This is a genomic window from Pseudarthrobacter sp. SL88 (assembly GCF_026672455.1).
Classification (GTDB): Bacteria; Actinomycetota; Actinomycetes; order Actinomycetales; family Micrococcaceae; genus Arthrobacter.
This window is the reverse complement of the sequence record NZ_JAPPRD010000001.1, coordinates 3,429,878-3,448,610: the sequence shown is the minus strand read 5'-3', so window position 1 is coordinate 3,448,610 and position 18,733 is coordinate 3,429,878. Positions and strand designations below refer to the sequence as shown.

14 protein-coding genes and 3 tRNA genes are annotated in these 18,733 nt (G+C 67.3%); 10 read left to right on the top strand and 7 right to left on the bottom strand.

Features of this window, described 5'->3' with window-relative positions; translation table 11 throughout:
- Nucleotides 1-54: 54 nt before the first annotated feature.
- On the top strand, nt 55-675 hold the full coding sequence (locus OVA06_RS15575; RefSeq protein WP_268159515.1) for a copper resistance CopC family protein: 621 nt from the start codon (nt 55-57) through the stop codon (nt 673-675).
- 48 nt (nt 676-723) lie between these two features.
- Here the strand turns inward: OVA06_RS15575 and OVA06_RS15570 are convergent, their stop codons facing one another.
- The gene (locus OVA06_RS15570; protein WP_268160816.1) at nt 724-1,347 is read right to left on the bottom strand and encodes an FAD-dependent monooxygenase; all 624 of its coding nucleotides are present in this window, start codon (nt 1,345-1,347) and stop codon (nt 724-726) included.
- A 430-nt stretch (nt 1,348-1,777) separates the two neighbouring features.
- On the opposite strand from OVA06_RS15570, the gene OVA06_RS15565 reads away from it, so the two are divergent.
- The 5 genes from OVA06_RS15565 (at nt 1,778) to OVA06_RS15545 (ending at nt 8,982) form a co-directional block, all read left to right on the top strand.
- Entirely contained in the window at nt 1,778-2,824 is a 1,047-nt protein-coding gene (locus tag OVA06_RS15565; RefSeq protein WP_268159513.1) for a universal stress protein, read from the top strand.
- A 48-nt stretch (nt 2,825-2,872) separates the two neighbouring features.
- Nucleotides 2,873-5,725 carry a PEP/pyruvate-binding domain-containing protein gene (locus OVA06_RS15560; protein ID WP_268159511.1) on the top strand — a complete coding sequence of 951 codons (2,853 nt, stop codon included), beginning with the start codon at nt 2,873-2,875 and terminating at the stop codon, nt 5,723-5,725.
- 104 nt (nt 5,726-5,829) lie between these two features.
- Complete coding sequence (locus tag OVA06_RS15555; RefSeq protein WP_268159509.1) at nt 5,830-7,083, top strand: hypothetical protein; 1,254 nt, start codon at nt 5,830-5,832, stop codon at nt 7,081-7,083.
- Entirely contained in the window at nt 7,080-8,111 is a 1,032-nt protein-coding gene (locus OVA06_RS15550) for an ABC transporter ATP-binding protein (protein WP_268159507.1), read from the top strand. The genes OVA06_RS15555 and OVA06_RS15550 overlap by 4 nt, the downstream gene beginning before the upstream one ends.
- Before the next feature lie 73 nt (nt 8,112-8,184).
- Complete coding sequence (locus OVA06_RS15545; protein WP_268160814.1) at nt 8,185-8,982, top strand: ABC transporter permease; 798 nt, start codon at nt 8,185-8,187, stop codon at nt 8,980-8,982.
- A gap of 30 nt (nt 8,983-9,012) precedes the next feature.
- Here the strand turns inward: OVA06_RS15545 and OVA06_RS15540 are convergent, their stop codons facing one another.
- From OVA06_RS15540 to OVA06_RS15525, 4 genes are all read right to left on the bottom strand, one after another.
- Complete coding sequence (locus OVA06_RS15540; protein ID WP_268159505.1) at nt 9,013-10,500, bottom strand: C40 family peptidase; 1,488 nt, start codon at nt 10,498-10,500, stop codon at nt 9,013-9,015.
- Between the two features lie 180 nt (nt 10,501-10,680).
- A complete protein-coding gene (locus OVA06_RS15535; protein WP_056076963.1) occupies nt 10,681-11,601 on the bottom strand; it encodes a cation diffusion facilitator family transporter in 921 nt (306 codons plus the stop codon).
- 10 nt (nt 11,602-11,611) lie between these two features.
- The gene (locus OVA06_RS15530; protein WP_268159502.1) at nt 11,612-12,040 is read right to left on the bottom strand and encodes a metallopeptidase family protein; all 429 of its coding nucleotides are present in this window, start codon (nt 12,038-12,040) and stop codon (nt 11,612-11,614) included.
- A gap of 9 nt (nt 12,041-12,049) precedes the next feature.
- Entirely contained in the window at nt 12,050-13,072 is a 1,023-nt protein-coding gene (locus OVA06_RS15525; RefSeq protein ID WP_268159500.1) for a DMT family transporter, read from the bottom strand.
- A 126-nt stretch (nt 13,073-13,198) separates the two neighbouring features.
- On the opposite strand from OVA06_RS15525, the gene OVA06_RS15520 reads away from it, so the two are divergent.
- On the top strand, nt 13,199-13,882 hold the full coding sequence (locus OVA06_RS15520; RefSeq protein WP_268159498.1) for a DsbA family protein: 684 nt from the start codon (nt 13,199-13,201) through the stop codon (nt 13,880-13,882).
- Nucleotides 13,883-13,927: 45 nt separating this feature from the next.
- Here OVA06_RS15520 and OVA06_RS15515 read toward each other — a convergent pair whose 3' ends face one another.
- The gene (locus OVA06_RS15515; protein ID WP_268159496.1) at nt 13,928-14,962 is read right to left on the bottom strand and encodes a PHP domain-containing protein; all 1,035 of its coding nucleotides are present in this window, start codon (nt 14,960-14,962) and stop codon (nt 13,928-13,930) included.
- A 164-nt stretch (nt 14,963-15,126) separates the two neighbouring features.
- Between OVA06_RS15515 and OVA06_RS15510 the strand changes: the two genes are divergently transcribed.
- From OVA06_RS15510 to OVA06_RS15500, 3 genes are all read left to right on the top strand, one after another.
- Nucleotides 15,127-15,199 (top strand) — tRNA-Glu (locus tag OVA06_RS15510).
- 90 nt (nt 15,200-15,289) lie between these two features.
- Nucleotides 15,290-15,363, top strand: a tRNA-Asp gene (locus OVA06_RS15505).
- A gap of 48 nt (nt 15,364-15,411) precedes the next feature.
- Nucleotides 15,412-15,487, top strand: a tRNA-Phe gene (locus OVA06_RS15500).
- Between the two features lie 293 nt (nt 15,488-15,780).
- Here the strand turns inward: OVA06_RS15500 and OVA06_RS15495 are convergent.
- Nucleotides 15,781-18,324 (bottom strand): polysaccharide deacetylase family protein, encoded by a 2,544-nt coding sequence (locus OVA06_RS15495; RefSeq protein ID WP_268159494.1) that lies wholly within the window; start codon nt 18,322-18,324, stop codon nt 15,781-15,783.
- Between the last annotated feature and the right edge of the window lie 409 nt (nt 18,325-18,733).

Genomic DNA, 18,733 nt, shown 5'->3' with positions numbered 1-18,733 from the left:
CGGCCGCCAATTTCACCTAGTCTGTAAGGAAGCCAACACAAGGAGCAGTACACCATGCGTCCCTTCCGCCATTTCCGCGCCCTTCTGCTGGGAGCCGCCGTCCTGGCCGCCTCGCTGGGCCTGGCTGGTCCGGCAGCCGCCCACGACGCCGCAGAATCCAGCAGCCCGGCCCAGGGCGCGTCAGTCCCCGTGCCGCCCGGGAAGGTTTCGGTGACCTTCAACAACAAGCCGCTGGGCATCGGCGCGTCAATCTCGGTCAAGGATGCCGCCGGCGCCGAATGGGCTGACGGTGCGGTGGAGATCGTGGACAACGTTGCGTCGCAGAAGCTGCGCCCGGGCGGCCCGGCCGGTGGGTACACGGTGGCCTGGCGGGTGGTCAGCTCCGATTCGCACCCCATCGAGGGGACGTTTAAGTTCACGGCTGCCGCGGCGGCCGAAGGGGCCGGCGGAACAGCCACAGGCGGTGCCGGTACGACGACGGGCGGTGCCGTCCCGGGGGCGGGGACCGCCCAGCCCGGAGTCACAGCGCCTGCCGAACCGGCAAGCTCGGGGCAGCCGTTCCAGTGGAGCATTGTCATCTTTGCGGTGGTGGCAGTAGGCCTGCTGGTTGCACTTGCAGTGCTGGCCAGGCGCCGCCTTTCCGGCGGCGCCGATGAGGAACCGGACAGCGAGTAGGAGCCCGGCCGCCGGGGGCTGCTGCCTCCCGGTGCGTTCGGCAGGCCGCTAGCAGGGCAGCATGGCCAGGCTTCCCGTCGCCGGGAAGGCCGTGCTGTCCGGGTTGACCTTGGCGGAGATGGCCTGGCCCACGGTCTTTGCCTGGCGCAGCACCTCCTTGGGCGACGGCGTGATCAGCTCTCCCACGCCCACCAGGTAGATGCCGATGGCACGCATGGCTGTGGCGAGGTTCCGGCCAACAGCGATGCCGAAGTCATTGAGCATGCGCCGCAGCTGGCTCTGCGCGCAGCGGGTGAGGACAATATGGTCCGCCACCAGCACGCCGGTGGGGGTATGCACTTGCCACTGCGGGCTTGCTGCGCTTTCCGGGGTGCCGTCCACCTGGGTCAGCTGCAGGGCCCGGGTGCTGCGGATATCGACGTCGTGGCTGGCGGCGTAGTTGCGGAGGTGCCGCAGGATCTCGTTGCGCTCCTGGAGCGTCGCGGAATCTGCCGTGTCGATGCGCTGGAGTGAGGTGGTGACTGCGGGTGGCGTGGCCCCGAAGGTGTCCAGGCCGTCAACCACGATGGAGTCGATGCCCCTGCGGCGCAGCTCGGCCGCCACAGCGAGTCCGGACAGCCCGGTGCCAATGATCACCGTGGTGGTCTGTTCGGTCCCGGCATTTCCAGGCATGTTTGACACTGCTGTTTCCCTCCTTCGACATTTCTGCAGGTGCCGGCGTCATCGCTGGCGGGTGCGGTCCCGTTGCCCCAAATGCAAGGCCGCACAGTGGTCCCGGGCAGCCGTCGAACGGAAGTTACTGTCGGCGTCCCGGACCAACAATGTCCAGAAGACTACAGAACAAATCCGGCCGTGGATAGCCCAAAACGTAAACATTCTTCGGGCGCTGAACACGCTTTCCCAGCAGGTGTGGAAAAACTGTGGATAACCTGTGGATTCCGCACCTGAGCAGGCTTGCTATGGTCCTTCGGACGCGGAATAGTGAGAACTGGAAGCGGTTCTCGCCCGCACAGTTCCGGCAGCGGCCGGGGGTGCACGGGGAGGGTTCCACTTTCTGGCAGAATGGCCGGAACATCAGGCAGTAGCGCAAGGAGGCGGCCCCATGGGCGCACAAGAGTTGCATCCGGACCCGGCGCGGGATGGTGGTGGCCCGTCCGCCGCACCCGAAGGAATCGTCGTGGGCGTGGACGGCTCCGACCATGGCCAGTGCGCCCTCGTATGGGCCGCACGCGAGGCCCGCCGCCGCCGTCGTCCGCTGCACATCGTGACCGCGTACTCGGTGCCCATCTTCGCTGCCTCCGGCCTGGACGGCGGATACGCCACGGTGGACGATTCCGTCATCCGGGAGGGTGCGGAGGCCATCGTGAAGCAGGCCATGGACAAGGTTGCGGGCTACGGCATCGACGTCAGCGCCTCAGTGGAGAACGGCGATGCCTCGGGCGTACTGCTGGAAATGTCGGAAACCGCCGAACTCCTGGTCTTCGGGACCCGCGGCCGCGGCGGCTTTGTGGGCCGGCTGCTGGGATCCGTGAGCAGCGCCCTGCCCGCGCACGCGAAATGCCCCACCGTCACCGTGCCCCTTATCTGCTCGGACCGGCTGGGTGAAACCACCGAGGACAGGCGCGTCCTGGCCGAGCAGGCCAAGTCCGGGCACCAGCTCGTGGAGAACGTGGTGGTGGTGGGCGTGGACGGTTCCGAGCAGGCCCGGGTCGCAGTCCTGGACGCCGCGGACCAGGCGGAACGCCTCGGCGCAAAGCTGCGGGTGGTGTGCGCCGTTCCCCAGTACAGCGGTTCACTGGCCTGGGTGCCCGCGCCCATGGACCGCAAGGCGCTGTTTGCCGAAATCCAGGTCACGCTGGACGCCGGCATGGCGTGGCTCCGCAGCCACTATCCCGGCCTTGACGCCGAATCCGAACTGAAGGACGGCTCGCCCGTGGACGTCCTGGTGGGGGAGAGCCGGCATGTTGAACTGGTGGTCCTCGGCACCCGGGGACGCGGCGGGTTTACCGGCATGCTCCTGGGCTCCACCTCCGACGGCGTGCTGCACCACGCCAAGGGGCCGGTCATGGTGGTCCCGGACCACGCGGATCCCCGCCTGGCCGACAGGCCCGGATTCGGACCCATCCTGGGCGACGCCGACGCCGCCTGATCCCGCCGCGGCCGGGCCCGTCAGCTACTGACACGTGGAGGCGCGATCATGCAGCACCCGGAATCCTCCCAGGGCGGCGGGAGCGCTGCCGCGTCCGGCGCGGACCTGGTGGTGGACCTGCGCCGCCTCCGCGCCGGAATGCTCGCCGAAGTGGGGGGCAAGGCCGCCAACCTGGGCGAACTGTTGTCCGCCGGGCTTCCTGTGCCGGAAGGCTTCTGCCTCACCACGGAGGCTTACCGACTGGTGACCGGGATTCCGGACGCAGTAAATCCGGAGCTGGCAGCCGTCCAGGCGGCCCTGCGGATGGCGCAGGGCGGGCCCGGCCAACCGGACAGCGCAGCCCCGGAAGCCACCGCCCTCGGGATCCCAGCCCCGGATATTCCCGCCCTGGATATTCCCGCCCTGGCCGCGAAGGCCCGTGCCGCCGTCGTGTCCGCCCCGCTGCCGCCGGAGGTGAGCGCCGCCGTCGAACGCGCCTACGGGCAGATGGGGCCGGACGTGCCGGTGGCCGTCCGCTCGTCAGCCACCGCTGAAGACCTGCCTTTTGCCAGTTTCGCCGGGCAGCAGGACACCTACCTGAATGTCGTTGGGGCCGTGGCGGTGCTGGAAGCCGTCCGGAACTGCTGGGCGTCGCTGTGGACCGACCGGGCAACCACCTACCGGGCAAGCCTGGGCATCGATCCCGCCGAGGTTGCCCTGGCGGTGGTGGTGCAGCGGATGGTGGATGTGGAGACGGCCGGGGTCCTTTTCACAGCCAACCCTGTATCGGGCCGCAGGAACGAGGCAGTCATCGATGCCAGCCCTGGCCTGGGGGAAGCCGTAGTGTCCGGTGCGGTGAATCCGGACCACTTTGTGGTGGACCCCGCTGCCGGTCGCGTCGTTGAGCGGCGGCAAGGCGACAAGAAGATCGCCGTCCTTGCCGTGCCCGGCGGCGGCACCCACACCGTGGCCGCCGCGGACCACGCCGGCTTCTGCCTCACCGACCGGCAAGCCGCCGATCTGGCCCGGCTTGGCCTGAAGGCGGAGCAGCATTTCGGAGCGCCGCAGGACCTCGAATGGGCCATCAGCCGCGGCGGCGCGCTGTGGCTTACACAGTCCCGGCCCATCACCACCCTGTACCCCGTGCTCCGCCGCCGGGACGGTGCCCCAGGGACCCGGGCGTTCCTGTGCTTCAGCCTCGCCCAGGGCCTGACCCGTCCCATCACCCCGATGGGCCGGGCCGCCATCCGGCAGATCGCTTCGTCCGTGGCGCGGACAGCGAAAATTCCCGTCGCAGACCCCCGCGAGGGACCGCCGGCGTACGCCGATGCCGGGCAGCGGATCTTCATCGACTTCACCACCCCCATCCGCAGCACCGTGGGCCGGGCAATCCTTCCCCGGGTGTTCGACGTCATGGAAGCCCGCTCCGCAACGGTGATGCGCCGGCTCTTCGACGACCCCTCGTTCGCCATCACGCTGCGGACGCCCCTGCCGCTGCTCCGCCGCATCCTCCCCGCCGCAGCCCGTGCCGGCGTGCCCGAAGCAGTCCTCCGCGGGATCTTCCGCCCGCAGGCCGCGCTCCGGCGCCTGGACCGGTTCACCCGGGACTTCGAAGCCGCCCTCGAACTCGACCTGGGGGCCACGGCCCAAGCAGCAGGCGTGCCCTCAGCCAGGGACCGGTTGGCGCACGCCGAGGGACTCCTGCAGCGGCGGCTGTTCACCATCGTTCCTGCCATCCTGCCCCTGGCTGCCCTGGGGTTCGGCCTGCTGGCAGTGGCGGGAAAGCTGCTCGGCGGAAACCGGTGGGAGGACCTCCAGGGTGTGCTCCGCGGGCTGCCCAACAACGTCACCACGGATATGGACCTGGAGCTGTGGCGGCTGGCTGCAGCCATCCGGGACGATCCAGGGTCGCGTGCGTTCCTGGCCGGGAAGGACACGGCCGGGCTGGCAGCAGCGCACCGGGACGGCGGCCTTCCGCCCCGGCTGGAGGCCGGGCTCAGCAGATTCCTCGACAGGTACGGGCACCGCGCCGTCGCCGAGATCGACGTCGGCATGCCCCGCTGGTCCGACGACCCCGCCCATATCCTGGGGGTCCTGGCGAACTACCTCCGGCTGGAGGACCCGGACCTCGCACCCGACGTCCAGTTCAGCAACGCCGCCGAGGCCGCCGAAGCCCAGGTGGAACGGCTGGCTGCCGAAGCAGGCGCGCGGGGACGGCTCCGGGGAGCCCTGGTCCGCGCCGCGCTCCGCAGGGCCCGGCTTTTCGCAGGTCTCCGGGAACTGCCCAAATACCAACTGGTACTCGGACTGGCAGAGGTACGCCGGCAGCTGCAGCATGTGGGGGCGGACCTCGAGGCGGCAGGCACCCTTGACCAGGCCGAGGACATCTTCTTCCTCGACTTCGCTGAGGTAAGCGAGGCCCTGGACATGGCTGCCGGACCTGGCCCCAACGGCCCTGGCCAGACCGGTGAACGGCTGCGCCCACTGGTGGCGGAGCGCCGGGCTGACTATCACAGGGAGCTTGGGCGGCGGCACATTCCCCGGGTGCTGCTCTCCGACGGGACCGAGCCGGAGGCGGCGCAGGCGGCTGCCGGCGGCATCGCCGAAGGCGCCTTGACCGGCAGCCCCGCCTCCGCCGGAACAGTCACCGGAGTTGCCAGGGTCATCCTGGACCCTGTGGGGGCGCACCTCGAACCGGGCGAGATCCTGGTGGCGCCGTCCACCGATCCCGGGTGGACCCCGCTGTTCCTCACCGCAGGCGGGCTGGTGATGGAGATGGGTGGCGCAAATTCGCACGGTGCCGTGGTGGCCCGCGAATACGGGATCCCGGCGGTAGTGGGGGTGCCCGATGCCACCGGCAGGATTTCGACCGGGCAGGAGATCACGGTCGAGGGCGGCGCAGGAACAATCATTCCCGCGTAGTCTTCCCGCCCGGTTCCGTCGCGGTACAGCTCCGGTGGGCTCCGTTCCCGGAGCCGGCCCGGATAGCCCGTGTGGCGGGACGCGGACAGGCGTAACCTTGAGCTATGGGCTCCGAGACCACGGGCACCGACTCAACGTTCCAGCAGCACGGCAACCGCCGCAGCGGCCGCAACTGGCCGCGCTGGTTGCCTGCCCTCGCAGCGCCGGTGGTGATCGCCGCCGCCGCGCTCGCCGGGACCCTGCCCGCAAACGCCGGTGACCCGCTCCCGCAGAAGACGCCCGCGGAGGTGCTGGCCCTGGCGGCGACGCACCACACGCTGGCCTTCTCCGGAACCATTGAGCAGTCCTCGGACCTGGGGCTGCCCGCCCTGCCCTCCACAGGTCCGTCATCCGACCCCGCGTCCGCAGGCGGTGCCGCGTCCGTGGTCGAATTCCTTTCCGGACAGCACACCGCCCGCGTCTACATGGACGGCACCACCAAAGCCCGCATCCAGGTGGTGGACAGGCTTGCCGAACGTGACGTCATCCGCCGGGACAGCGACGTGTGGTTCTACTCCTCCAAGGACAACTCAGCCGCCCATCTGACCCTGCCGGCCCACGCCTCCGACCTGCCGCTCGGCGCGCCGCAGGCCCAGGGTGCAGATCCCGCCGCTCCCGCACCGACCGCTTCACCGGCGGAATCCATGATGCCGACGCCGGAGGAGCTCGCCCGGCACCTGCTGGAGAAAGTGGACCCCACCACGGCCGTGACAGTGGGAGCCGATGTGGAAGTAGCTGGCCGGGCGGCCTACAACCTGCTGCTTGAACCCCGGTCCGAAGCCACCCTGGTAGGCCAGGTGGCCATCGCCGTGGACGGCGAAACCGGAATGCCCCTCGCCGTCCAGGTCACAGCGCGTGGCGCCGGAACGCCCGCCTTCCGCCTCGGATTCACCGCCCTGTCCCTGGACACACCGGACGATTCCCTGTTCACGTTCTCCCCGCCTCCGGGCAGCACTGTGAAGGAACTGCAGGTGCCTGACTCCGGGCGGAGGACCTACGAAGGTCACATCGCCGGCGATCACACCCCCGGCGCCAACAACTTCGGTGACCATGCCGGCGCCGGCAAGGGCTCTGGACATCCGTCCGTCACCGGGCAGGGCTGGGAAACCATCCTGCGGCTGCCTGCCGCGGCAGCGGGCGTACCGGCCGCCAATTCCTTCATGGAGGATCCGTTGCTGGCCCAGGCCGCCGTCGTCGTTCCCGGCGGGCGGCTGGTGTCCACGGCGCTGCTCAACGTGCTCATCACCGATGACGGCCGCATTTTCGCGGGCATGGTTCCGCCGGACAGGCTGCAGGCCGCCTCTTCGTCGGCCCCATGAACCCGGGCTCTCCGGACCCGGAAAAACGCTACGGGCTGACCATTGAGACCCATGGCCTGACCAAGAAGTTCGGCCACCAAGTGGCCGTGGACGGCGTGGACCTTGCGGTGCCGCCCGGCTCCGTGTTCGGCTTCCTGGGGCCCAACGGATCCGGGAAGACCACCACCATCCGCATGCTGCTGGGCCTGGCGTCGGCCTCATCCGGGACGGTGAACCTGCTGGGGATGGAGATGCCGGGCCGGTTCCACGAGGTGCTGCCGCGCGTGGGTGCACTCGTGGAGGGCCCGGCGTTCTATCCGTTCCTGTCCGGCGCTGCGAACCTGCACCGGCTGGACGCTGCCACGCGCCACACGGTGCCGGCAACGCGCCGGGCGCGGGTGGAGCGGGCGCTCGACCAGGTGGGGCTTGCCCATGCCGCCAACAAACGGGTGCACGCCTATTCGCTGGGCATGAAGCAGCGCCTGGGCATTGCGAACGCGCTGTTGTCGCACCGGGACCTGCTGGTGCTGGACGAGCCCACCAACGGGCTGGACCCGCAGGGCACCCGGGAGGTCCGGCACCTGGTCCGCTCCCTGGCGCACAACGGCACCACCGTCTTCGTCTCGAGCCACCTGCTGGCCGAGGTGGACCAGATGTGCACGCATGCCGCCGTCATGAGCAACGGGAAGCTGGTGGCCCAGGGCTCCCTCGCCGACCTCCGCCGGACCGGCAGCGCCAGGGTCCGCCTCCTCACGCCGGACGGGGGACAGGCGCGGACCGTGCTGGCGGGCCTGGGGCTGGACTGCGAGGCCGGCGATGCCCAGGCCGGAGGGGAGACCCTGCTGGCTGCCCTGACGCCTGCATCCGGTGCTCCCTCAACACGGACTGACGCGTCCCCGCAGGCCGGGTCCGGAGAAATCCTTGCGGAGGACATCGTGGCGCGCCTTGTGGCGGCCGGGGTCCGGGTCCGGGGTTTCGCCGTCGAACGCGAAAGCCTGGAAGACCGGTTTGTCGCACTGACAGGGGAGGGGTTCGACGTTGTCCAGTAGTGTCCCGGCGGACATCCCCGGTTCGGCCCGAACAGAGAAAGTGGCCGTGCCGCGCTGGTCCGGGCTCTCATTGATGCAGTCCGAACTGAAGGTCCTGTTTGGCCGCCGGCGCACGTGGGCCCTCCTCCTGGCCCTGGCAGCGATTCCCATCCTGATCGCGGTGGCCGTGCGGCTCTCCTCCGGCGTCCCTGCCGGCCGCGGCCCGGCCTTCCTGGACCGCATCACGCAAAACGGGCTGTTCGTCGCCTTCACCGCCATGCTGGTGTCCGTGCCGCTGTTCCTGCCGCTTACCGTTGGCGTCGTGGCGGGCGACACCATTGCCGGCGAGGCGAACATGGGCACGCTGCGGTACCTGCTGGTAGCTCCCGCCGGACGCGTGCGGCTGCTGCTGGTCAAGTACGCGGCGGCGCTGGCGTTCTGCATCGTGGCGCCCCTGACCGTGGCGCTGGCCGGCGCCGCGATCGGGGCTGCGCTGTTTCCGGTGGGGCCTGTCACCCTGCTGTCCGGTGATGTGATCCAGCCGCCGGAGGCAGCGATGCGGATGCTGCTGATCGCGGCGTACATGGCGGTGTCCCTGGCCGGGTTGTCGGCCATTGGCCTGTTCCTGTCCACGCTGACGGTGGTTCCGGTAGGGGCCATGGCGGCCACGGTGGTGGTTTCCGTGGTGTCGCAGATAGCGGACCAGTTGCCGCAGCTGGAATGGCTGCACCCGTGGCTGTTCAGCCACTACTGGCTGGGCTTCGGCGACATGCTCCGGCAGCCGGTCCTCTGGGATTCATTCGCCAGCAACGCGCTGCTGCAGGCTGGCTACATAGCCGTGTTCGGTGCGTCCGCCTACGCCCGGTTCACCACCAAGGACGTCCTCAGCTGACCGGGTGATGCTCTGCATGTTTGCCGTGGCTCAGTACCTCGCCGCGTAGGAGTGCAGCTGCATCCCGGCCATGGAACTGAGCTGGGTGACGCCGATGCCCTCCTGCGGGTTGAGTGCCTGCACCACCTGGCCGTTCCCCAGGTAGATGGCCACATGGTAGAAATCCGGTCCGGAGCCCCACACCAGGAGGTCGCCGCGGCGGGCCTGCGAGAGTGGCACATGGACGGGAGCAGCCGCGTACTGCTGGCCGGCGGTCCGGGGCAGGTACTTCCCGGCGGCTGCGAAGGCCGTCTGCACGAGCCCCGAGCAATCGAAGCCGGTGGGCCCCGTGCCGCCCCACTGGTAGAAGTACGGCGAACCCACCTTGCTGAGGGCCACGGAAATGGCCGTTTCGAGGGTGGCGCCGCCGGAAGTTGGGGGAGCGGGAGCCGGAGCGGGCGCGGGAGCGGGAGCGGGAGCGGGCGCTGGGGCGGGTGCCGGAGCGGGCGCTGGGGCGGGTGCCGGAGCGGGGGCGGGTGCCGGTGCCGCAGGAGCCGGAGCTGCAGGGACAGGTGCGGGTGCCGGGGCAGCTGGAGCCACGGCTGCGGGCGCGGCCGGTGATCCGCCCTGGTTGGCTCCGGGTTCACCCCTTGCTTCGGTGCCCTGGGGATTGGTTGTGGCCACCGCTGCGTTGGCCGCGGCCGTCACGGCAGCCAGGCGCGCTTCCTCGCGCTGCCGTTCGAGCCCGTCCACCCGGGCTGATTCGAGCTCCACTGTCGTGTTGCGCAGCTGCGCGAGCTGGTCAACCAGGACGGTCCGCCGGGCACGGGCATCCGCCACGGCCGCGGCCTGGGCGGCGTTGGCCTGCTCGGCGCCGGTTTTCCTTGCCTCGGCGGTCCGGGCTGCCTCATCCGCTGCCTTTGTGGCGTCTCCTGCTGCGGCCGTGAGGGTTTGCGATGCAGTGGCGGCAGCGTCGGCGGCCTCGAATGCGCGGCTGCGGCCGGCGGACAGCGCCTGGAGCGTTGCGGCCTGCTGCAGGCTTTCGCCGGTGCCGCTGACCAGGGTCCCGAGCGTTGGGTTCAGGCCGCCGTTCCGGTAGAGGTCACCGGCCAGCTGTCCCACCTGCTTGCGGGTCTTGTCCTGATCCGCCTGCGCGGCCGTTGCCCGGGCGGCGGCCAAGGACGCGGCCTCCGACCGCTGCCGCAGCTCCACCAGGGCTTCGCTGTAGGAGTTGTTTGCCTGCATTGCCACGGCGAAAGCCGCCTGCTGGGCGTCCGAGGCGTCCCCAAGGATGCGTTCGATCGCGGCGACCTGGTCAGCTGTTGCCGCTTCGCTGGCCTTCGCCGCCGCAATGTCCCCAGGGGAGGGAAGGGCGGGCGCCGCCGGAGCCGGCGTGGCGGGAAGGTGCGGGCCGGGGGCCGCCACTGCGGGCAGCCCTCCGGATCCGAGAAGTACGACGGCGGCGCACAGCACTGCCGCTTTCCGGCCGGATGCAGCCCGAAGCCCGGGCAGAAGCGATGTAGGCAGAAACCTCGACATGGACTGGGACCTCGCAGCGGTTGGGCTGGGAGTGAGGTCCTGGTGGTGACACGGAGGTACGCCTCGGCTGCTCGCCAGCAGTCCGAGGTTACGTCACCCGTTGCACAGACGCAACAGCTGTCACATCAATAACAATAATCACAGCAGTGTCATTACAACAGCAGGCTGTGCGGCGTGTTGTCAGGCGTGCTGGCGTTCCTCGTGTTCGGAGTGGCTGGCCGGCTCAAGCTGGAAGGTGCAATGGTCGGTGTCAAAGTGTGATCCCAGGCAGGTGACAAGCTTGTCCAGCAGCTGGTCTGCGCCCCGGGCATTGAGGACGCCGTCCTCCACCACCACATGGGCCGAAAAGACCGGCACTCCGGAGGTGATGGTCCAAATGTGGATGTCGTGCACGTCAGTGACGCCGTCCACGGAAAGGATGTGTTCGCGGATCATCTGCACTTCCACGCCCTTGGGGCTGGCCTCCAGCAGCACGTCCACCACGTCCCGCAGCAGGCTCCAGGCCCGCGGCAGGATCATCAGGGCGATGATGACCGAGGCGATCGTATCCGCCGCCTGGTAGCCGGTGAACATGATGACCACGGCCGCAATGATCACCGCGAAGGAGCCCAGCAAGTCCCCCAGGACTTCCAGGTAGGCGCCGCGAACGTTGAGGCTTTCCTGGTGGGCGCCGCGGAGAATCAGCAGCGAGACCAGGTTGGCCACGGCGCCGAGGATGGCGGCGAAGAGCATGATGTCGGTGTGGACTTCAGGCACGGATCCGATCCTCCGGATGGCCTCGGTGAAGATCACCACGGAGATGACGATCAGGATCAGCGCGTTGGCCAGGGCGGCCAGGACCTCGGCGCGCTGGTATCCGTAGGTCCGCTGGTCGCTGGCGGGCCTGCCGGCTATCCAGGCGGCCAGGAGGGCGATCGTGACGCCCGCGGCATCGGACAGCATGTGGCCGGCGTCCGCCAGCAGGGCCAGCGACCCGGACAGGATGGCGCCCACCACCTGTACCAACACCACGCTCAGCGTGATCGCCAGGACGGCCACCAGCCGTTTGCGGTGCCGCCCGGTGGCGGTAATTCCGTGCGTGTGGCTGTGGTCGTGTCCCATGCCTACAAGGCTAGCCCCAGCCGAGCTCGTGCAGCCGGTCGTCCGAAATGCCAAAATGGTGCGCAATCTCGTGGACCACAGTCACTGCCACCTCGTGGATGACGTCCTCCCGCGAATCACAGATGTCGAGGATGGGTTCACGGAATATCGTGATCCGGTCGGGCAGCGATCCGGCGTCCCACCAGGAATCCCGTTCCGTCAGGGGGACGCCCTCGTACAGGCCCAGCAGTACGGTGTCCGGGTCGTCTCCCGGGCGCGGTTCGTAGTCGTCGTCAATGAAGACAGCCACATTGTCCATGGCCCGCGCCAGCTTCGTTGGAATGCTGTCCAGGGCATCGGAGACGGCGGCCTCGAACTCGTCCGGGGACATGGTGAAACCCCGCGGTTCATGCGGGCCCTCCGGGATGATGGGGAGGCCGGGCGGAAGGCTTGCAGGCATACCTCGACTTTAGTCCTGATTAGCCCCCGGGACGGCCGGGTTCCGCGCGGGAACGCCCCTGGCAGCGCCGCCGGCAGCGCCACGGCGGGTGCGGGTCCGGCGGCGCGTCAGGCTGACGCCTACCAGGCACACCAGCCCGCCTACCAGGCCCCAGGCTGTGGGGATCTCACCCAGCAGGAGCCATGAAATCAGCACCGTAGTTCCGGGGACCAGGTAGGTGGTGGCCGCCAGCTTTCCGGCATCCACCAGCGACAGCGCATAGGCCCACGTGGTGAAGGCGATTGCCGTGGGAAAGATCCCCAGGTAAACCAGCCCTGCGGTGGCCGCGGGAGGTGCTGCCTGCACCTCGGACACCAGCTGCCCGGCAAAGGGGAGGCAACATGCCGCGCCTACCAGGATGCCGAACCACGTGGCTTGGGCCGCTGGAAACTTCCGCAGCACCGGCTTCTGGACGATGACGCTGACTGCGGCGAGCACCGCGGCAAGGAGGCAGAGCAGCACGCCGGCCATGTCCGTCGTCGCGCTTTCCCCTGGCTGGCCGGGCGCGCCGGACCCCAGCGCGATGAGGGCGACGCCCGCAAAGGCGATGGTGCTGCCGATGAGCAACCAGCGCGGAAAGCCCTCCTTGAGGAAGATGCCGGCCATGATGGCCACCAGGATGGGGTTGACGTTGATGAGCAAGGCGCTGGTACCTGCATCAAGGACATGCTCGGCGGCATTCAGCGCAACGTTGTAACCACCGAACCACATCACTCCGTATGCCAGGATGGGCCACCACTCGCGGCCCCGCGGCATGAGACGCGTCTTCAGTATTTTCGGCAGCGCCACGACGGCGAGTACGACGGCGGCAATCGCCAGCCTGCCCAGCGTCAGGGAGCCGGGGGAGAAGTGCGGTCCGATGGCGCGGATCCCCACGAACGCCGAAGCCCACAGGACCACGGTGACCGCCATGGCTGCGATCCCCAATGTCTTGACCGGGGCGGCCGCCGATGACGCCGAAGCGGGACTGCTGACGGGGCTAGTGGAAGGCATGAGCCCAATCTAGTCGCGCAGGCCGTGCCCGGGCTGGCGGAAATCGGCCACGTCTGGCCAACTTCCTGCCAAAGTGGAGGTGGCCGTGGGACGGGGCCGCTCCTTGCCTCGGCTAGGATGCGAAACATGGTCTCAAGCCCTGCCCCACCCCGTGATACCGCACACCTCGTCAGGACCGTGATCTGGATTGTGCTGGCAGCCGCCGTCATCGGTGGAGTGGCCTGGTACGCCCTGTTTGCCGCCAACAAGGAGCAAAATGCTGCTCCGCCGGCGCCGGGGTCCGAACAGCTCGTCAGGGAGAACAGCTACCGCCTCACCACGCCGGCGGTGGAGAAGGCACAGCTGGTGGAGTTCCTGGATTTCGAATGTCCCGCTTGCGGCTCCATCCATCCCGTGGTGGAGGAGCTCAAAGCCGAGTTTGGCGACAGGATTACTTTCGTGAACAGGCATTTTCCGCTGGCGGCCCACGCCAACTCCGGCCAGGCGGCGCTCGCTGCCGAGGCGGCAAACCAGCAGGGCAAATACCAGGAAATGGCCAACAGGTTATTCGACACCCAGCCGCAGTGGGCCGGGCAGCAACAGTCCCAGGCGCCCTTTTTCCGCACGTACGCCGAGGAACTCGGATTGGACCTGGCGCAGTTCGATGCAGCTGTGGCTGACCAGGCAACCGAGGAGCGTGTCTTGGCAGACATTGCCGACGGCGAGGCGTTGGGCGTCCAGGGGACGCCCACCTTCTTCCTCAACGGGGAGAAGCTGACGCTTACCACCAAAGCCGACTTCCGGCAGAAACTCGCCGACGCCGTCAAATAAAGGCATCACGCCGGTGCCGGCAACGTAACGCTGACTGGCCGGGGACTATGCGGCCGCCCAGTTAAGGAGCTTGTCCACCGGCCAGGTGGTAATGATCCGCTCCAGCGGCACGTCATTACGTTCAGCCCGCTCGGCCCCGTACTGGAGGAAATCCAGCTGCCCGGGCGCGTGGGCGTCGCTGTCGATGGAGAACAGGCAGCCTGCCTCCAAGGCGAGCTTGATCAGGTCATCCGGCGGGTCCTGCCGCTCTGGCCGGGAATTGATCTCGACGGCAACGTTGTTCTCGGTGCAGGCGGCGAATATTTCCTTGGCATCGAATTCGGACTGCGGCCGGGTTCCGCGCGAGCCTTCCACCAGCCGGCCCGTGCAGTGGCCCAGGACGTTGGTATGCGGTGCCAGGATGCCGCCGAGCATCCGCGCGGTCATGGTTTTACGGTCTGCCCGGAGCTTCGAGTGGACGCTGGCCACCACGATGTCCAGCCGGTCCAGCAGTTCCGGGTCCTGGTCCAGCTCACCGGATTCCAGGATGTCCACTTCGATGCCCGCCAGCAGCCGGACGGTGCCGTCGTGCGGGCCGCCGTCCTTGCTGCCGTTGTTGATGGCGGCCACCACGTCGAGCTGCTTCGCCAGGCGTTCGGCGGAGAGGCCGTTGGCGATGGTCAGGTTGGGGGAGTGGTCGGTCAGGGCCAGGTACTCCCGGCCCAGAACCTCCGCGGCGGCAACCATCACTTCAATGGGGGAGCCGCCGTCGGACCATTCGCTGTGGCTGTGCAGGTCGCCGCGCAAGGCCTTACGGATGGCGGCTCCGCCGGCGGCGAGTGGCTGCGCGCCTTTATCGCGGAGGTCAGCGAGGTAGTCCGGAACGGATCCGTCCACCGCCTGCTGGATCACCTGGAAAGTCCGGTCGCCGATGCCCTTCATCGACTTCAGCCGGCCGTTCCGCGCCCGCGCGGCCACTTCGTCCGGTGGCAGGGCGCTGATGGCGGCGGCGGCCTTACGGAACGCCTGGACCTTGAAGGTGGCAGCGCGTCCGCGCTCCAGCCAGAAGGCGATCTCGTTGAGCGCTGCGACGGCATCCATCCGTCCATCTTCGCCCGTTCTTCCTGTTCAGGCACGGGTTTTTGGCCGATTTTGGATAATCGCAGAGTAGGCCCTATAGTTGTTGAGTCCAGTTCGGAGAAACGCAAAGGACAAAGACGCAAAGCCTCGCTTTACGCCTTTTATTTTGTTCCGAACGGGTTCTGGCCCCCATCGTCTAGCGGCCTAGGACACCGCCCTTTCACGGCGGCGGCACGGGTTCGAATCCCGTTGGGGGTACGCAAGGAACTGGTCAAACAGGCAAAAAATGTCTGGTAGGCTGGAAGCCTTGAAAAAAGCAGTAGCGATACTGTGAAGCAAGAAAAGCAAGGCCCTGTAGCGCAGTTGGTTAGCGCGCCGCCCTGTCACGGCGGAGGTCGCGGGTTCAAGTCCCGTCAGGGTCGCTCTGGTTGCCGGAAGAGATTTCGGCGGTCATGGTGACGTGTCACCTAGGCTCTGTAGCTCAGTTGGTAGAGCGTTCGACTGAAAATCGAAAGGTCACCGGATCGACGCCGGTCGGAGCCACCACTGGGAAGCATCAGTTCTGCGGAACTGGTGCTTTTCTTCTTTAACCACACTTTTGGACCGCACTATTGGGCCACACTTTTGGAACTGGACTTTTGGAGTTTTTGGAAGCCGGTACCGGCCTTGATCGCACATCAGAGCCTTCAACGTCCGGATTGGCGAACAAGCCCCTGATCTGCGAGTCGTCGGGCGGGGAATTCCCTCCACATGACTGCTCCCCGGCAGTTGAACCTGGAGACCAGGTCTTCTGCCGGGGAGCAGTCCTTATTTCTGATGTTGCCGCGTGGCTGCTTCTGTCAGAGGAAATATCCCGAGACGTCTGCGATCAGATGCGTGGAGCCGGTTGAGCTGTTGAAGAGGTTGACCTTTCCGTCTCCGCCCAACGGAACCGTGACGCTGTTCGGGACAATCTGCCCGGTTGCATAATTGACGTTGGAGGCGTTCGGCAAGGTTGCACCTGACGGGTAGGCCGTGACGAAACCGTTCCGCGTCGGGTTGGCGACGGTCAGGTTGAAGATCGTGGCGGAGGCCGTTGCCGGAATCCCGCTGACGCTTCCGATCTGGACCGAGATGGTTCCGTTGGCAGCCACCGGGTTGCCTGACCTGGTGTCCAGGAACCGGGTGGGAGCAATCGCCTTGAACATGCCTGGCAGCGTTACTTCTCCTGACATGTAGTACCCGGAAACGTCGGCGATCAGGTGGGCGGTGCCGGTGGACTCGTTGTACAGCGAGACCCTGCCGTCTGTTCCCACAGGAACCGTGACCCTGTTGGGGACAATCTGGCCCCTGTCGTAGTTGAGGTTCGATGCCGTGGGGACAGTGGTTCCCGAGGCAAACGCCGTGACGAAGCCGTTGGACGTCGAGTTGGCGACCGTCAGGTTGAAGGTCACTGCCGAAACGCCGGCTGGAATGCCGCTGTTGCCGCCCACTTGGAAGGAAACGGTTCCCTTAGGCGCTACCGGGGTCCCTGTGTTCCGGGTATCCAGGAACCTGGCCGGCGCGACTGCCCGGAAGGCTCCACCTGCAACAGCTGTTCCTGCTGCGTAGTAGCCGGAGACATCGGCAATCAGGTTGGCGGTGCCGGCCGACTCACTGTAGAGAGTCACCTTGCCGTCGGCGCCCACCGGAACCGTGACGCTGTTCGGGACGGTCTGCCCGGTGTCATAGTTCAGGTTGGAAGCAGTGGGCCGCGTGGTGCCGGAAGCATACGCCGAGACGAAGCCATTGGACGTTGGATTCGTAACGGTCAGGTTGAAGGTGACGGCTGCAACATTTGCTGGGATACCGCTGACACCGCCCACCTGGAACGAGACGGTCCCCTTGGGAGCAACGGGACCGCTGCTGGCCCGTGTGTCGAGTAGGCGCACCGGCGTCATGGGTTGGAATGCCCCCGGGTCAACGGCTGCCTTGGTCAGGCTGTAGTCGTCTGTCACAAGTGTTCCGGCGCTGAACATCGTTAAGGACATGGTCATTGCGGTGGCGCCTGCCGGGACCGCCGGCGAAGTCCACGTGGCTTGGGTAAACGTCGACGTCGGCCCGAAGTAGGGGCTCGAAGTCCAGTAGTGCCAGCTACCCGTGCCGGTCCTGTAGTAGAGCTCGAACTGGGTGTTGGCCGTTGACGTGTACCAGGCAGACATTGAGTATCGCTGCCCCGGAGTCACGGTCGGCGTGCACTGACCCGTATCCTGCGGGGGCAGGATCTTGGCGTTCCCGCTCTGGTAGGAGGACACGACCACCTGTTGGGCGGCCGCGCCTGTGTGGGCTGCCGCTACCGTGCTGTAGGTGTATGCGTTGGTCCCAAACCCGCCGGGAACCCAGCAGTATGGCGCATCCCCGGCAATGGGGCCTGCTGTTTCGAAGCCCGGGTTCCGGATGAGGTTGCCGGACGTCAGGGGCGCTGGTGGCTGCGGTCCGGCGGCATTGTTTTTGACAGCTCCGCCGATCACCTGGTCCACGGTCTTGACGACGATCCGGCCGGCGCTTTGTTCGGCGGCCAGGAAGTCAATCAAGGCGTTGAAGTTCGCCGTGGTGACACTGAGCGGCTCAGCGTCCACACCGATGTGGTGGAACGTGTACTGCATCCAGCCTCCGCCCGGTTGGGCCTTGAGGGTCAGGTCTTCCAGGTTCTGGAGGGTCCACGTGTTGTCAATCTGGTCCGGCGCCTTCGTGAGGAACGGGTCCGCCGGAGGCATGGTCTCGGCCAGCGGGAACGTTTCGGTTCCCGCGATGTGGCTTGCGATGTCGCCCAGGCCACGGGCGCTGTTGTAGCCGCATGTGTTGGCGATGCCTTCAATGGCCGGAGTCGACGAGGCGTACGGATAGGCGAAGCTGGTGATGCGGAAGCCCAGGTTCCTCAGGCTGATGCGGTCATTGCAGATTTGCCGGGTGACTTCACCGGTATCGGCGAATGCCAGGTCGGCGTGGGTGACGCTGTGGCCGCCGATCTCGTTACCGGCTGACTGCAGGGCAAGGGCCTGGGCCGTTGACATGTAGGCGGCATCAGCATTGAGGAAGCCCGAGGGAACATAGAACGTGCCCTTCAGGCCCTTGGCATTCATATACGCCGCGGCACCGAGTTGGTCCGCATGCGCGTCATCGAAGGTCAGGGAGACCACCACGGGATCGGCCGCATGGGCGGCCGGGGCGAGGGCTACAGTGCTGACAAAAGTCGACAGGACCAGCAACGCTGTTCCTGCCGCGGTGGCAGCGGTCCGGCCGGTCTTGAATTTTTCACGGAGCTGGCGGCCAGCAAACGTGGGGATGCACCAGCGGCCTTTGGCCGGTGGAGGGGCTTTTTGCAGGGCCTGGCCTTTCGGGGCGCGCTGCATTGATCGTTCCATGCGATTAACTCGATTCAGAACAGCGGCTTGCCGGCCCACCCCCTACCCGGAATGGCCCGATCGAAACCGGAACGGGCGTTTGTTGTCTGCCATCCCAGCCTCTGGCTGGCCGACTGATCCCAAAATATATTCGTTGGGTTAATGCGGCATGAGTGATGGCTACCTGTCTTTGCCCCCGAACCACTCTATTGACCCTCGTGCTGCCCCAGTCCCGCGCGTTGCTGCCGTGTCCGCTGCGACAGGGGGGGGGGCCGTCAAAAGATTTGTCAGACATCTGAAACATTTGACTGTGAAAAATCGTTGTGGCACGCGCGCGCCTTGAGTTGCGTAAGCGCTTGCATAAATGAGTCGAACTAGGTTTTCGGAGGGCCGACACACGTTTGAAATGTGCTCCCCGTCCTGCCTAGCG

Excerpts from the sequence above, each read along its gene's own strand:
- OVA06_RS15540 (WP_268159505.1), bottom strand. The coding sequence starts at position 10,500 with ATGTCGAGGTTTCTGCCTACATCGCTTCTGCCCGGGCTTCGGGCTGCA.
- OVA06_RS15555 (WP_268159509.1), top strand. The coding sequence starts at position 5,830 with ATGGGCTCCGAGACCACGGGCACCGACTCAACGTTCCAGCAGCACGGC.
- OVA06_RS15565 (WP_268159513.1), top strand. The coding sequence starts at position 1,778 with ATGGGCGCACAAGAGTTGCATCCGGACCCGGCGCGGGATGGTGGTGGC.
- OVA06_RS15520 (WP_268159498.1), top strand. The coding sequence starts at position 13,199 with ATGGTCTCAAGCCCTGCCCCACCCCGTGATACCGCACACCTCGTCAGG.
- OVA06_RS15495 (WP_268159494.1), bottom strand. The coding sequence starts at position 18,324 with ATGGAACGATCAATGCAGCGCGCCCCGAAAGGCCAGGCCCTGCAAAAA.
- OVA06_RS15525 (WP_268159500.1), bottom strand. The coding sequence starts at position 13,072 with ATGCCTTCCACTAGCCCCGTCAGCAGTCCCGCTTCGGCGTCATCGGCG.
- OVA06_RS15515 (WP_268159496.1), bottom strand. The coding sequence starts at position 14,962 with ATGGATGCCGTCGCAGCGCTCAACGAGATCGCCTTCTGGCTGGAGCGC.
- OVA06_RS15575 (WP_268159515.1), top strand. The coding sequence starts at position 55 with ATGCGTCCCTTCCGCCATTTCCGCGCCCTTCTGCTGGGAGCCGCCGTC.
- OVA06_RS15550 (WP_268159507.1), top strand. The coding sequence starts at position 7,080 with ATGAACCCGGGCTCTCCGGACCCGGAAAAACGCTACGGGCTGACCATT.
- OVA06_RS15570 (WP_268160816.1), bottom strand. The coding sequence starts at position 1,347 with ATGCCTGGAAATGCCGGGACCGAACAGACCACCACGGTGATCATTGGC.
- OVA06_RS15535 (WP_056076963.1), bottom strand. The coding sequence starts at position 11,601 with ATGGGACACGACCACAGCCACACGCACGGAATTACCGCCACCGGGCGG.
- OVA06_RS15530 (WP_268159502.1), bottom strand. The coding sequence starts at position 12,040 with ATGCCTGCAAGCCTTCCGCCCGGCCTCCCCATCATCCCGGAGGGCCCG.
- OVA06_RS15560 (WP_268159511.1), top strand. The coding sequence starts at position 2,873 with ATGCAGCACCCGGAATCCTCCCAGGGCGGCGGGAGCGCTGCCGCGTCC.
- OVA06_RS15545 (WP_268160814.1), top strand. The coding sequence starts at position 8,185 with ATGCAGTCCGAACTGAAGGTCCTGTTTGGCCGCCGGCGCACGTGGGCC.